This window comes from Desulfosporosinus acididurans (genome assembly GCF_001029285.1).
Taxonomy (GTDB): Bacteria; Bacillota; Desulfitobacteriia; order Desulfitobacteriales; family Desulfitobacteriaceae; genus Desulfosporosinus; species Desulfosporosinus acididurans.
Window position 1 is genome coordinate 85773 of record NZ_LDZY01000008.1, and the last position, 14011, is coordinate 99783.

Sequence of the window (14011 nt, forward strand, 5' to 3'; positions counted from 1 at the left end):
GAAGGATGGAGAGGCTATTCATCAAGGAATCAAAAAGTACTCCCCTTGTAGATTTCGATTCAGACAAGGGCTTGCTAGTTTTAAAAGGGCAATCGTATCCGGAAGACCCTTTTGCTTTTTTCAAACCCATAATAGAGTGGGTTAAAGAGTATTTAGCAAGTAATCCGAAGACTGTTTCTCTGGAATTTACTTTGACATATATTAATACCAGCAGTTCTAAGTGCATAATGATGCTTTTGGATATCCTGGAAGAGTCCTTTGACAAGGGATTAACCATCGATCTTAAATGGTTTTGTAATGAGGAAAATGAATATGAGCAGGAATGTGCTCAAGAATTCCAAGAGGACTATACATTTCCTTTTGAAATAGTACTAGTTTAATGGCTATCCAATGATAAGTTCTTTTAGGATTTGGAGGAGGTGGTGATGTCCTTTGAAAGATCATAAAATGTTCAACAATATTTTTGAAGAAGAGATGGCCGTTTATCAAGAGGCCAGGGATTTTTTAAAAAAAGGCAATTTAACGTATACGGGTTTATTGGCTAAATTTGATAGTTTAATTAATCAGTATTGCCGTTTAATCAATATAACTCGACGGCTCTGCAGCATCAGCGATGTACAAAGCAGAGACTTAAAGCGGAAAGAACGAGAGATACAGAATATCTTGGATCATTCAGATCAAGGTTTTTTAACCTTTGGAAAGGATTTGCTGATTCATAAAGAGCATAGTTCGGAATGTATCAGGATATTTGGCCGCAAGGTCGTTCATGAAAATATATTGGATCTTCTGCGCAGCGAAAATGAAGATCAAAACAGACTTATTGCTGATGTTTTTCATAAGGTTTTTGATCTTTCTCCCGGGGAGGTTCAGCTGTCTTATATTAACGAACTGCCTAATTTGTTGAAGATTCAAGGAAATTTTATTAATATTAAATACAAAATGATTTCTGATGGTTTAGACTATCGAAATCAGGCCTTAATGGTCATTCTGACAGATATCACTGAAAAACGAAAAACAGCCGATCAGGTCTTATTTCTTAGTTACCACGACAAGCAAACATCTCTGTATAACAGGGCCTACGTTGAAAGCATCATTCCTCAACTTCAAATCGAGTCAAATCTTCCCTTAAGTATTGTCATGGCTGATTTAAACACTTTAAAACTTGTTAATGATGTCTTTGGACACGAAACCGGTGATAAGCTTATTGTTAATGCGGCAAAGATATTCCTTTCTTGCTGCCGTAAGAGCGACATTGTAGCTCGGTGGGGCGGAGATGAATTTGTAATGATACTTCCTGGCGCGAATCAGGAGGTTTGTGCGAGAATATGCAATAACATAAAGTCAATGTTTATGACCCAGTCTGCAGATCCTGTTGATCAGAGCACTTCCCTGGGATCAGTTACTCTCGACAATTGGAAAACAGATATAATCAGCTTAATCGGTGCGGCGGATCGTGTAATGTATAAGAACAAGCTAACTGAGCGGAAGAAAACAAGGGAAATGTTTGTTTCCAGTGTCGAGAAAGTTATAGAGATTAAATGTCCTTCCTATCTGGAGCACAATGCTCGAGTTGAAGCCTTAGCCCGTTCATTTGTCAAGCTGCAGGGAGTTGAATTAAACTCGCAAGAAATGGATCATTTGATCTCCCTGGCTCGTTTTCATGATATTGGCAAGGTAGCTATTCCTGGCGAACTCCTGAAAAAAAACACCTCTCTGACAGAGGACGAATTTAAAATTATACGTCAATACCCTGAAGTTGGCTATAGGCTGGCTCATTCCATGGGAGAGCCGCTCTTGGCTCAGTCCATCTTGGCTCTTCGGGAATTTTGGAATGGAAAGGGTTATCCGCGCGGTCTAAAAGGAGAACAAATTCCTCAAAGTTCCCGTATTATTTCCATACTGGATGTGTATGACATTATTACTCATGATCAACCCTATAGAAACAAGAAAACAAAGGAAGAAGCTTGTCAAGAATTGCAGCGAGGTTCGGGTGTTCAGTTTGATCCTCAGCTGACAAATCTTTTTGTTAATAACTTACAATCACTGTTATCCTAGGATAATTTAGGAGGCTGTTTTTTGTAAAGCAAGAACGGGAGCAGTTTGATTCTAAAGGAGGTTAGCAGCTTGATCACTGTTGATGCAAAGGCACTTCGCTATCTTCAGGAAAGAACGTCATCCGTAGTACTTGGCTTGGAATTAAATCCGTCAATGGGTGGCTGAGCTTGTTCGGCAGAGCACGTAACAGGTAGTTACGTTCCCAAAATTTATCTGAGAGAACCGGATACTAACGAACTCTTTAATTTTAAGCTGCAAGAAATCGGGACACTAAAACTATATTATTCTCCAAGAATCGGGGTCGCACAGGGACATCAAGATATTAAGATTAAACTTAGAAAGCTGTTGTTCTTTAATTGGCTAACGTTAGTAGGAGCTAAGATACTTTGAAAACAGGTACCTTAGACGTTTTTGGGCAAAACAACAACTCCGCATCACTTATGGAAAGATGGTGCGGAGTTGTTGTTTGCCTTGGCTAAAAATTTGTTTTAATTTATCCAGTTGTATCTGAAGCCCCGATGTTCAGCTTTAGCTGAACGAGTTCACTTGAAATGTCCAGATGAGTAGTTAGGATCTAAATGAAATGTGGATTCACTGTCCCTTTAGATCTTGAAATCCTTGATAAACAAGGTCAAAAAGTTGTTTAAGGTCTTGTACTTCAACACAAGAGAAGGCAACGCGCACATCGCTCTCTCCCAGGGAAATTACACCTATGCCATAATGATCAAGGAGATGAAGGCGCAAAGCTTCAGCATTCACGCCATGTTTAAGTTTCATACACATAAAGTAACCAGAATTAAAGGGATAATAGTCCCAGGCATCGTCATAGCTTCCTTGACTAAGGATTTCTTTGACTTTAGTGGCGCGACTTTTTAAAAGTTCGAATTTCTGTTTTTTTTGTGTTTGAAACTCTGATGACTGAAGGGCATGTAAAACAAAGGATTGAGCGGGGTGGGAAGCACTGGAAATTGCTCCCCGAATACTTCCTAAAGCTTTGTTTTCTAAGGCATCCAATATTGCCGGAGACTCGCTGGCAAAGGTAATAAATCCAACTCGAAAGCCCCAGACAAATTCTTCTTTTGTGGCTCCGTCAACTTTGATGGCCAGTATTCTGGGATGGATATTGGCAATCCGGGCAAACAGGGATTCTTTGATGGAGTCCTCGTAAAATAACCCAAAATAGGCGTCATCAGTAAGAACAACTAAGTTCATACCTTCCTGGGCAACTTCTTTCAGAACATCTATGATCTCAGCTGCTTCTTTTTCATTTGGAGTATACCCTGTTGGGTTATTGGGAAAGTTCAGCAGTACGACGGCTTTTCCGTGTTCTTTTTTAGAAAGTATAGCTTTTTTCAAACCCTGGCTATTAAAACTTCCCCGTTCGTTATAGAAAGGAAAGGTGACGCTTTTTGCTCCTCGACGAACTCCGAAGATAAGATTGTAATTCCCCCATAATTTATCCGGTAAAATTAGAGGATCATTTTCATTCATGAAAAGATCGGCGGCAATGCTTAATCCATGAGTTAAAGCATTTGTGACAATGGGATTGCTGAAGGATTTATTCTTTAGAGAAGGGTTTTCCTGGAGCATTTTCTTTTGCCATAACTGCCTCAATTCAGGTTTGCCTGCTGGAGGTGCATAAGGATATAGATTCTTAGGATCATAATCAGACAATGTATCGTGAATTACAGGCAAGAACATCGGCTGATTTCCTTCCGTTGCAATCCCTATGGTGGCATCAAATCGATGGGCTTTCTGCTTAGCTTCCGCAGTTTGAGTTAAAATCCCTTTCGGATAATACATATTCCTCCCAAGATCAGACAGTAATTCGTAGACATGAGGATTTTCCTTTTTTATGCGGTCATTTAACTCTTGAGCAATTTCATTCATGAACTCTTCTCCCTTTCTTAAGTAAGCCGATCTCTTTGCTGTAAGTGAAATAAACTCCAACTTGCTTGAAATTGAAATTAGTGTATGCATTTGAACAAGAGAGCTGGATCAATCTCTAGTATCATTTTTAGAGTTGTTATGATATAAGTAACTAAATTTTACACTAAAATGACGGTTTCCTCTACTAATGAAGGATAAAAATTTTGGAGATTATATCTTTTGGGGACTATTAACTTTCGTTCTAAGTGAACTCGTTCAGCTAAAGCTGTGGGAATCGCTCCCACTTGTAGAAGTGTGGAGTCGTACGAATCGATAAAAGGTACTAAAAAACTAGAGCTGGAAGCAAACGCTTCCAGCCTTGTTCATCGAGAGTTGTTTTTTCTCAAGGGGATGGCCTTTATCCGGCAGACTTATTTTAGTTTGGCTAAAGCAGTTTCGATTCGCTCTAAAGCCTTTTGGATATTCTCTACGGAGTTTGCATAGGAGAAACGGAGATAACCTTCGCCATAAGAGCCAAATGAGGTCCCCCCCAGACAGGCAACGCCGGCATCGTTCAAGAGATAGTCCGCAATTTCCTTACTGTTTCTGTTGAAGGATTTAAAGTTAGGGAAAACATAGAAGGAACCTTCTGGTAAGAGGCAGCTAACTCCTGGGATTGAATTTAAGCCATTGACCATAAGGTCGCGGCGTCGTTTGAATTCGGTAACCATTCTGTCGACGTCTGTTTGCGGTCCGGTGAGAGCTTCCTTGCCGGCCATTTGAGTAAAAGCCGAGGTACATGAATTTGAATTAACCATTAACTGAGAAATCCGATCCGCAATCTGCGCAGGCATTACTCCATAACCTAACCTCCAGCCTGTCATGGCATAGGTCTTGGAAAATCCGTCGAGAATGATTGTCCAATCCTGCATACCGGGTAATGAAGCAATGGAAAGGGGTTGTGTATTCCCATAAACGATTCGGTCATAAATCTCATCAGATAGGACAAGGATTTCTTGACCTCTTACTAAGTCTGCAATAGCTTTGACATCCTCATTAGTTAGTACTCCGCCTGTAGGATTGCCGGGAGAATTAATAATGAGCATTTTAGTCTTAGGGGTAATCAGCTGAGCCAGTTCGTTTACGTCCAGGCGGAATTGATTTTCTTCCCGCAGGGGTATGGGGACTGGCTTGCCGCCTACAAAGCGGATAACTGATTCATAAATGGGAAAGCCGGGGTTAGGATAAATAACTTCGTCACCGGGATTTACAGTTGCCAGAATGGAAAAAAACATAATAGGTTTTCCTCCTGGAACTATGACGATGTTTTCCAGTGATGTGTCTACGTGTTTATGACTGCGAATATACTCGGCAATGGTTTCCCTGACTTCGGGAATACCTGGTGCAGGCGTATAGTGGGTGTAACCGTTTGTGAGAGCAAAGCAAGCAGCATCAATAATATTTTTGGGTGTGTCAAAATCCGGTTCGCCGATTTCTAAATGAACGATATCCTTTTCTTGGGCTTCCAGAGCTTTGGCTTTTGCCAAAACTTCAAAGGCAGTTTCTGTACCTAACAGGGACATTCTTTCAGCAAATAACGGTTTCATAGAGTGGCTCCTTTGCAATTTTATTAAAAATAAGATCAAGAAGCATTATTTAAAACAAAGTTTCTAATATTTTTAACCCTTAATTGAAGCTTTATGTCTTGGCGTGATTACGGCAGCCGTTTCCCAGTATTCAATTCAAGTAAATTAACACTAGAGTGTTAGTTTGGGTCTGTATACTTTTGCAACAAAGGTTAACACTACCATAAATCATAATGGACAGAATTGGAAGGGAAAATCTTTGAAAATGCGAACCTTTTTGTTACTCAGCAGCTCATCCTTTGCATTATTCGTAGGTATTATCCTGATATCATCTCGCCTACCTTCTCCAATGCCGGAACAGGCTGTGGAGGGCAAACTTGTCTGGCAAAAACATAACTGTATAAGCTGTCATACCTTATTCGGCAATGGGGGATATGTAGGAGAAGACTTAACAGTTATCACACGGAAGGAGACCCCATCCCAAATCGTAGACTATCTTATGAAGCCGCCGGTGGTTCCTCCGAACAAATACACTCATCACCCGGGTCTTGCTAAAAGTGACGCGCAAAATTTGGTGCATTATCTGGAGTTCATCAGTACCATACCAACATTAGGGTGGCCGCCTCAGCAAGAGAAGGCGGGAAAAGAATCATGAAATTGCTTAGTTTTTTACCTTTTCTGGGAAAAACGCAAAAACCTGTGGTTCGAAAACAGCAGTTTTTAGCTCAAAAAATAAGCCGCAGATATTGTTTTACGGCAGTAGCGTTATTTGCCCTGCAAAGTATAGTGGCTGTGACTGGTGCCATAGATTTGGTAATACCTGATTTACCATCCCCGATTCCTTTTGAGTTCGGCAGGGCAATTCATTTGGGGATGGCTGATCTTTGGCCTCTTATTGGTACTATGGGTATGGTCTACTATTTTATTACAGCAGAGCTTGACCGGGAGATCTATTCTCCCCCGCTGGCTCGATGGCAGTACTGGATTGTTATCTTATTCAGTTTGGCTATTTTTACAAGTTTATCCTTTAAGATTGGAAATGGCCGGGAATTCCTGGAAGGATTGCCCGTCCTGTATATGGGGATTTGTATTTCCTTAGCTTTGGCCTCTTATAATCTTCTTCGAACGTTATTCATGGTTAAAAATAATATTACGCCGGCAGCTGCCGTCATGACCGTAGGGATAATCTTTTTGCTGCTGTTATTGCTGCCGAATACGATTTTTTATAGTAATCCTATTACGGATGAGGCAACTAAGTTCTGGGTTGTTCACTTATGGGAAGAAATGGCCTTTGAGCTTACTTCTGCCGGCTTTATTGCGACCTTTTATGTTATTTCTGGACTGGCTGATCGCGCTAAAATAGAAAAGTGGCTTTATCTTGAGGCCTCTTTAGCTGTTGTTGGAGGCTTGTACGGGACCGGACATCATTATTATTGGATTGGCTTTCCCGCCGTTTGGTTAGCCATTGGCTTCTTGGTTAGTATTGTAGAAGTCATCCCTGTGGGACTATTAGCCCATATGACCTACACAGGATTAAAATCTAAAAAGATTAGGAGCCGTCGAGAAAAGTTGACACTATGGCTGGTGCTTAGCAGCCTTTTTTATCATATTACGGGTGCATCTCTCTTGGGTCTCTTAATGAGCATACCTTGGATAAACCTATATATGCACGGGACTTATGTTACCTCCGGTCATGCCCACTTGGCGTTATTCGGCAGCCTTGGTTTTGTCGTTTTAGCAGGGTGTTATTACATCCTCAGCCGCGGAAGTGAGCCAACTCTTAAAGGGTACAAAAGCGGCATTTTAGCGGTCATCTTGCTAAATGTTGGTTTGCTGAGTATGGCTTCGGCTTTATTAACCGCTGGCCTTAAAGAGACTTACCTGTGGCGATATTTGGGTATGGATTTTGAACAAGTGCGGCTGCAGTTGAATCTCTATTTGTTTATAAGGGCCTTCGGGGGAACGATTTTCGCTCTCGGAGATCTTTTCCTGTTCTGGCTTATTTATAAAACATGGAAACAAACATCTCATTAACCTAACTTTAAAATGAGGTCTTATTATGCAAATCATAATAACAAGTTCTTTTTGGCTCTTTTTACTAATTCTCTTGTTGGTCTTGCAGTTGTCTTTAGTCCTCATCGTGATCATTAAACCAATCACCCGTTACCTGGTAGGGAAAGAGATCAGCTCTTTGCTGGACAGGCTTCTTTCGGATAAGTATACACAGAACCTTATGGAAGTTTGGCCGGCAGGAAAACGAATATCTGTACTTAACATTCTGGAAATAGGGTTCCGCGCCCAGCAGGGTAAGATAATTACTAGACCTCTTGGTACGCCAAAGCATTTTCCCGGATTCGATAATCTTATGTTTGCACCTAACGTTATGACACGGTTGTCACTGCCCGAGAATACTTCAATGAATATGCAGGTGACTATTGGTCCTAAAGCTGCCAAGCCGATGACCATCAATATCCCAATTATGATCGGAGCTATGGCCTATGGAATCGCTTTGTCAGAGGAAGCCAAAAGGGCTCTGGCAAGAGCAGCGAAAACATTACAAACATCTACCTGTTCCGGGGAAGGCCCTTTTTTACCGGAAGAACGCCAAGAAGCAGGAAAATATACGTTACAAATATCACGTTGGTCTTGGGGGGGCAGGACTCAAGAGCAAATTGACGCAGCTGATATGCTGGAAGTTCAAATGGGACAGGGCGCGGATATGGGAAGCGTTAGTATAGAAGCTAAAGAATTTCAGGGCAAAGCGCAGGAACTTTCAGGTTTAGCGCCAGACGAACCGGCTGTAGCCTTTCCTGCACCGCCAGGGATTCAAAAGCTCAGTGATTGGCCGGGATTTATGAAACAACTGCGTAGACGGTCCAAGGGTGTGCCGATCGCCTTAAAAATCATGGCCACGGGGCATCTTGAAAATGATCTGGAAGCTGCTGTTAAATTAGGCTTTGATGCTGTTATAATTGATGGAGCTCAAGGCGGTTCTCATGCCACAACTCCCATCAAGCAAGATGATTTTGGCATCCCCAGTTTTTTTGCTTTATGTCGGGCCGTGCGCTTCTTACATAAACTAGGGGTTCGTGATCGGATCAGTTTAATTGTGGCCGGTGGGTACTTTACGCCCGGAGAGTGTCTCAAAGCAATTGCTCTGGGAGCAGATGCCATTTATATGGCAACAGTTCCCCTTTTGGCCTTAACCCATAATCAAGTCGGTAAAGTAATACCTTGGGAGCCTCCAACGACCTTAGTGTTTTATGACTCTCCCACCAAAGGTAAACTTGATATCGATCAGGCAGCTACGAGTGTTGTGAACACTATAACCTCCATGGTTCTGGAAATGGAGGAAGGAATGCGCGCTCTCGGGAAAGCCTCCTTAAAAGAACTGTCTCCGGATGATCTTGTCTCATTAGATTCCTTGACAGCTGAAGTGAGTGGAGTAAAAAGAATTTACTAAGAGGTTGATAGGTACTAAACATTATTTTTCTAGCAAATAACTGCATCAAACCGTATTTAATACTTAACAAAACAGCACAAACGTGATATCATTTCCTTAGGCAATTGGAAAAGGGGTATGATATGTTTGCAGAGGAACGCCGTGAGAAGATCCTCTCCAAAATCAAGTCCATGAGACGGGTATTTGCCAAAGAACTTGCAGAAGAATTTCAAGTTTCTATTGATACAATTCGCAGAGACCTTACCGTGATGGAAGAAGACGGCCTCTTAAAAAGGACTCATGGAGGGGCGGTGCTGTTATCCAAAGTTCGAAGATTTCCAATGGACGAGAAGATAAGGTTTAGTGAGGGAACTGAGCATCAAAATGCTGTAGCTAAGCTTGCCGCATCTTACATCGAACAAGGGGATACGATCTTTATCGGCGGAGCAAGTATTCATTATATACTCTTGAAATATTTGCCTGTCGATCGGGATTATACGGTCATTACAAATGCCTTAATTATCGCTGAAAAACTAAAAAATTTTGCCAACATTGAAACCTATATTGTCTGCGGCAAAATTAAAAGCGAAGAAGGAATGGTTGACCCCTTGGCAACTGAATTTATCAGAACTTTACGGATTGATAAGGCGTTTTTGACTGGGGGAGGCATTTCAGCCCATCATGGTTTGAGCAGTTCAACTCCGGAAGGAGCGATCTTCCAAAGAGTCGTGGCAGAGGTTTCACGGCGAAAAATATGTCTGGCGAATTTTGATAAGGTGGGAACGGAATTTTTTGCTCGAACCCTTGATTTGAGAGACTTGGATCTTCTTATCACCGATTGGGAAGCTCCTGATGAAGAACTGGAAAAAATCCAACAGAAGGGCGTAAAAGTTTTAGTTGTGAATGAAGAGAATTAATTTGAAAGAGTTTATGAAAGAGGGTAGTCGAAGGTGAAGGTGAGTTTTTATACTTCCCAAAGGGAGTACTTAGCTAAAAAGGACGAGTTTGATCGTGCCGTTCAGTCTGTCATTGAGAAAGGAAACTTTATCCTGGGCGAACAAGTCGCTCAATTTGAAAAGGGGATCGAACAATATACAGGGGCTAGATATGCCATTGGAGTGGCATCCGGGACGGATGCCCTGACGATAGCATCGGACATTCTTGGCTTTAAAGACGGTAAAGAAGTTATTACATCGCCCTTTACCTTTCTTGCCTCGGCATCCTGCATCACTAAGCATAAGGGACGACCGGTATTTGTCGATATTGACGAAGAGACCTTTGCCCTCGACGTTAACAAGATCGAGGAAAAAATCAATCCGCAGACTGTCGGAATTCTCCCCATCCATCTCTTTGATCAAATGGCAGATATGGACAGAATTATGGATATTGCTCAGAATCACCAGTTAAGAGTTCTGGAAGATGCGGCGGAAGCCTTTGGCATGAGATGGAAAGGCAAAAGCGGACAGTACCGGCATGCGGGGACAATCGCTGATTTTGGCGTATTTTCTTTTTTTCCGACGAAAACCCTGGGGGGCTATGGTGACGGCGGCATGATCGTTACCAATGATGAGGAACTTGGGCGCAAAGCCAAGTATTATCGGGTACATGGGGCATCTAAAAAATACCATTATGACTTTATTGGCTACAATTCACGCTTAGATACCCTGCAAGCTGCAATTTTGAATGTTAAATTGAAGTATATTGATGATGCCATCAGCAAACGAGAGAAGATTGCGAAGCAATATATTGAATGCTTAAGCGATTGTGAAGCAGTAACCCTGCCAACGTTAAAAGGGGATCAGAAACAAGTTTACTATGTTTTTAACATCCTAGCTAAAAATCGAGATCAATTAGCGGAGCACTTAGCTAAAAATGAAATCGGGTATAGCATTTACTATCCGCGTCCCCTACATCTGCAGCCTTGTTTTAGTTATTTGGGCTATGCAAAAGGAGATTTTCCCGTCGCAGAGAGAGTATCCGAAAATATTATCGCCCTTCCCATCTATCCGGAAATAACGACGGATGAAGTGGAGTTTATCTGCAAGACAATAAAATCTTTTTATAAATAACCATGCTTTAATAGATCAACTGTAACCAAAAATTTTAAGGATCAACATAGGGCTTTGCCCTTCATTATAAAATTTCAACTTATTTTCAAAGAATATTGAAAGGAACTTGATCATGACAACTAAGAAAATTCCCTTTTCGCCGCCGGATATTACAGAAGAAGAAATTAATGCTGTAGCAGATGTCTTGAGATCCGGATGGATCACCACAGGGCCAAACTCAGCTCTTTTTGAAGAAGAACTGGCTCATTATTGCGGGACAGGGCATGCCGTGGCCTTAAATAGTGCCACAGCAGGCTTGGAACTTATTTTGAAGGTCTTGGGCATGGACCGGGGAGACGAAGTGATCACTACGCCTTACACTTATACAGCCACTTCGAACGTACTCCTCCATCGGGGGATTATGCCTACCTTTGTTGACGTGAAAAAAGACAGTTTCGCAATTGATGAACAAAAGGTTTATGAGGCGATTACCCCGAAGACTAAAGCAATCATGACCGTCGATATTGGCGGAGTTCCTGTTGACTATGACGCCATCAGGGAAGTTCTAAATGCTAAAAACCGGCAGGATATTACGCTTATCTCTGATTCGGCTCACTCTTTCGGTGCCACTTACAAAGGTCAAAAGGTTGGAGGGCAGATGGATTTCCATGTTTTCTCCTTTCATGCCATTAAAAATCTGACAACGGCTGAAGGGGGAGCTATTACCTATAACGACAATAGTTTTCATGGGAAAGATAATTTATATAAAGAATTCAAGTATACATCGCTGCACGGTCAGAACAAGGATGCATTCGCTAAAATGCAGGCTGGGGCTTGGAAATATGATATCCTTACCGATGGTTTTAAATGTAATATGACGGATATTATGGCTGCCATTGGTCGTGTCCAACTGCGCCGCTATGATGAAATGTTAAGGAAACGAGCGGAACTTCATCAGGTTTACAGCAGTGTGCTCGGTGAAAAAGAATGGGCGATTCTTCCCTTCGACAGAAACGAAGTCATGGAATCCTGCCATCACTTGTATACCTTAAGACTCAAAGGTTTCAGCGAAGAGAAGAGAGACCGTATAATCCAAAAGATGGGCGAAAAAGACATCGCCACCAATGTGCACTTTATGCCCTTACCTATGTTTACTGTTTATCGAAATTTGGGCTATAGACTTGAAGATTATCCCAACGCCCATGCCCAATATGCCAATGAAATTTCCTTACCTCTTTATTCGAAGTTGTCTCTAAATGATGCTGAATATGTTGCAGAGGAACTTATTAACTGTATTGAATCATTGTAAGATAATGATTAAGGAAAATAATTCATAGTTTAAAAAGAAGGCGGCCTGCGCATTTTATATGCAAGGCCGCCTTTTGATAATTGCAGACTTACATAACATAACGAACTTGCCGCTTTCGCCAGAGGCTGAAGAAAAAGTTTGCTGGAAATTTACGAATATTGGAAGAAAATAAATTATTAAAATTGTCAGTAAAATGCGGTGTCAAGATTGGTTTTCTTTAAATTGTAATATCAGCTGGCCGGGCTTAAGATGAATTTACAAATCAAAGGAGGTATGGATATGTCGGCAAATGTAAGTTCCTTTGTCAGCGGCGGCGGAAAGACAAAAGCTAGAATCCAGAAATTCGGCGGTTTCCTGGCTGGAATGGTTATCCCCAATATCGGCGCCTTTATTGCCTGGGGGTTGATCACTGCTTTTGTTATTCCTACAGGATGGTGGCCCAATGCTTATTTAGCAAAAGTGGTCAGCCCGATGATTTCTTATCTATTGCCCCTTCTAATCGGTTATACGGGCGGTAAACTCATCTATGGTACCCGAGGCGGAGTTGTCGGTGCCATCGCTACGACGGGTATCGTTGTGGGAGCTTCCATTCCAATGTTTCTCGGCGGCATGATCATGGGACCATTGGGCGGTTGGCTCATTAAAAAGTTTGACCAACTTGTCGACGGTAAAGTGCCAACCGGTTTCGAAATGCTGGTTAACAATTACTCGGCCGGAATCTTAGGAGCCTTGCTTTCAATCCTAGCCTATCTTGTTATCGAGCCTGTTGTCCAGGGCTTTTCCAATGTCTTAGGCAGTGCGGCTGTTGCTGTCACCAATGCAGGATTACTCCCCCTTATTGCGATTTTCATCGAACCCGGTAAGATCTTATTTTTGAATAATGCGATTAATCATGGTGTTCTAGCACCTTTAGGAATTCAGCAAGTTAAAGAAGTTGGCAAATCTATCTTCTTCCTCTTAGAAACGGATCCCGGTCCTGGACTGGGAATCTTAGCCGCTTATTGGATGTTTGGCAAGGGAATGATCAAGCAATCAGCTCCGGGTGCAATTATCATTCAGTTCTTTGGCGGCATTCATGAAATTTACTTCCCTTATGTTCTGATGAAACCGTTCTTATTACTCGCTGTCATTGGCGGAGGAATGGCTGCTGATTTTACCTTCGTAGTGACCCATGCCGGATTAGTGGCTACTCCTTCACCAGGCAGTATTTTTGCCGAAATGACCATGACCCCCAAAGGCGGATTTCTGCCTGTTATCCTTGGTATCACTGTAGGTGCAGTCGTCTCCTTCTTGATTGCCTCAGTTGTTTTGAAACGGGATAAAACTGAAACCAGCGGAGAAGATCTTGCCAATGCTCAAGAAATGGTTTCGCTAATGAAAGCTGAGAGCAAAGGACAAAGTAATGTGCAAAAAGCTGCTCAAATGCCAAATCTGATAATATTTGCTTGTGAAGCGGGTATGGGTTCATCGGCTATGGGAGAGTCTATTCTCAAGAAAACAATTAAAGATGCAGGTTTGAGTATCGAAGTGCGTCATGCTGCTGTCAATCAGATCCCTGTGGAAGCTGATGTTGTCTTTACTCAGGAAGGACTGGCAAACCGTGCTGCTGAGGTTGCACCAAAGGCAGAAATTGTTACGGTTAAGAATTTTTTAGATAAAACAACGTATGTGGAGTATGTCAACAGCTTAATTAAATAGGTTG

At 41.9% G+C, this 14011-nt stretch carries 11 protein-coding genes; 9 read left to right on the plus strand and 2 right to left on the minus strand.

The features are described from left to right. Window positions 1-5 precede the first annotated feature (5 nt). Both DEAC_RS12555 and DEAC_RS12560 read left to right on the plus strand, forming a co-directional pair. Window positions 6-380: a DUF1987 domain-containing protein gene (locus tag DEAC_RS12555; protein WP_047810409.1), complete on the plus strand. Its 375-nt coding sequence runs from the start codon at window positions 6-8 to the stop codon at window positions 378-380. Window positions 381-432: 52 nt separating this feature from the next. After that, on the plus strand, window positions 433-2055 hold the full coding sequence (locus DEAC_RS12560) for a bifunctional diguanylate cyclase/phosphohydrolase (protein WP_053006424.1): 1623 nt from the start codon (window positions 433-435) through the stop codon (window positions 2053-2055). 591 nt (window positions 2056-2646) lie between these two features. On the opposite strand, the gene DEAC_RS12565 is transcribed toward DEAC_RS12560, so the two are convergent. Together DEAC_RS12565 and DEAC_RS12570 are read right to left on the minus strand one after the other, a co-directional pair. Further along, window positions 2647-3945, minus strand: a complete 1299-nt coding sequence (locus DEAC_RS12565; protein ID WP_047810410.1) for an aminotransferase class I/II-fold pyridoxal phosphate-dependent enzyme — start codon at window positions 3943-3945, stop codon at window positions 2647-2649. Window positions 3946-4355: 410 nt separating this feature from the next. Continuing rightward, window positions 4356-5531: a pyridoxal phosphate-dependent aminotransferase gene (locus DEAC_RS12570; protein ID WP_047810411.1), complete on the minus strand. Its 1176-nt coding sequence runs from the start codon at window positions 5529-5531 to the stop codon at window positions 4356-4358. A 244-nt stretch (window positions 5532-5775) separates the two neighbouring features. Here DEAC_RS12570 and DEAC_RS12575 point away from each other — a divergent pair, with 244 nt between their 5' ends. The 7 genes from DEAC_RS12575 (at window position 5776) to DEAC_RS12605 (ending at window position 14007) form a co-directional block, all read left to right on the plus strand. Beyond that, window positions 5776-6165: a c-type cytochrome gene (locus DEAC_RS12575; protein WP_345788169.1), complete on the plus strand. Its 390-nt coding sequence runs from the start codon at window positions 5776-5778 to the stop codon at window positions 6163-6165. Beyond that, window positions 6162-7544, plus strand: coding sequence for a cbb3-type cytochrome c oxidase subunit I (locus tag DEAC_RS12580; protein WP_047810412.1), 1383 nt, complete (start codon window positions 6162-6164; stop codon window positions 7542-7544). Before DEAC_RS12575 ends, DEAC_RS12580 begins: the two co-directional genes overlap by 4 nt. A 25-nt stretch (window positions 7545-7569) precedes the next feature. Then, window positions 7570-8973 (plus strand): FMN-binding glutamate synthase family protein, encoded by a 1404-nt coding sequence (locus DEAC_RS12585; RefSeq protein ID WP_047810413.1) that lies wholly within the window; start codon window positions 7570-7572, stop codon window positions 8971-8973. A 122-nt stretch (window positions 8974-9095) separates the two neighbouring features. Continuing rightward, window positions 9096-9869, plus strand: coding sequence for a DeoR/GlpR family DNA-binding transcription regulator (locus tag DEAC_RS12590; RefSeq protein ID WP_047810414.1), 774 nt, complete (start codon window positions 9096-9098; stop codon window positions 9867-9869). Window positions 9870-9902: 33 nt separating this feature from the next. Continuing rightward, the gene (locus DEAC_RS12595) at window positions 9903-11021 is read left to right on the plus strand and encodes a DegT/DnrJ/EryC1/StrS family aminotransferase (RefSeq protein ID WP_047810415.1); all 1119 of its coding nucleotides are present in this window, start codon (window positions 9903-9905) and stop codon (window positions 11019-11021) included. A 112-nt stretch (window positions 11022-11133) separates the two neighbouring features. Then, on the plus strand, window positions 11134-12309 hold the full coding sequence (locus DEAC_RS12600; protein ID WP_047810416.1) for a DegT/DnrJ/EryC1/StrS family aminotransferase: 1176 nt from the start codon (window positions 11134-11136) through the stop codon (window positions 12307-12309). A 279-nt stretch (window positions 12310-12588) separates the two neighbouring features. Beyond that, a complete protein-coding gene (locus DEAC_RS12605; RefSeq protein ID WP_047810417.1) occupies window positions 12589-14007 on the plus strand; it encodes a PTS mannitol transporter subunit IIBC in 1419 nt (472 codons plus the stop codon). Window positions 14008-14011 lie beyond the last annotated feature (4 nt).

Excerpts from the sequence above, each read along its gene's own strand:
- DEAC_RS12580 (WP_047810412.1), top strand. The coding sequence starts at position 6,162 with ATGAAATTGCTTAGTTTTTTACCTTTTCTGGGAAAAACGCAAAAACCT.
- DEAC_RS12585 (WP_047810413.1), top strand. The coding sequence starts at position 7,570 with ATGCAAATCATAATAACAAGTTCTTTTTGGCTCTTTTTACTAATTCTC.
- DEAC_RS12565 (WP_047810410.1), bottom strand. The coding sequence starts at position 3,945 with ATGAATGAAATTGCTCAAGAGTTAAATGACCGCATAAAAAAGGAAAAT.
- DEAC_RS12555 (WP_047810409.1), top strand. The coding sequence starts at position 6 with ATGGAGAGGCTATTCATCAAGGAATCAAAAAGTACTCCCCTTGTAGAT.
- DEAC_RS12590 (WP_047810414.1), top strand. The coding sequence starts at position 9,096 with ATGTTTGCAGAGGAACGCCGTGAGAAGATCCTCTCCAAAATCAAGTCC.
- DEAC_RS12600 (WP_047810416.1), top strand. The coding sequence starts at position 11,134 with ATGACAACTAAGAAAATTCCCTTTTCGCCGCCGGATATTACAGAAGAA.
- DEAC_RS12605 (WP_047810417.1), top strand. The coding sequence starts at position 12,589 with ATGTCGGCAAATGTAAGTTCCTTTGTCAGCGGCGGCGGAAAGACAAAA.
- DEAC_RS12570 (WP_047810411.1), bottom strand. The coding sequence starts at position 5,531 with ATGAAACCGTTATTTGCTGAAAGAATGTCCCTGTTAGGTACAGAAACT.
- DEAC_RS12575 (WP_345788169.1), top strand. The coding sequence starts at position 5,776 with ATGCGAACCTTTTTGTTACTCAGCAGCTCATCCTTTGCATTATTCGTA.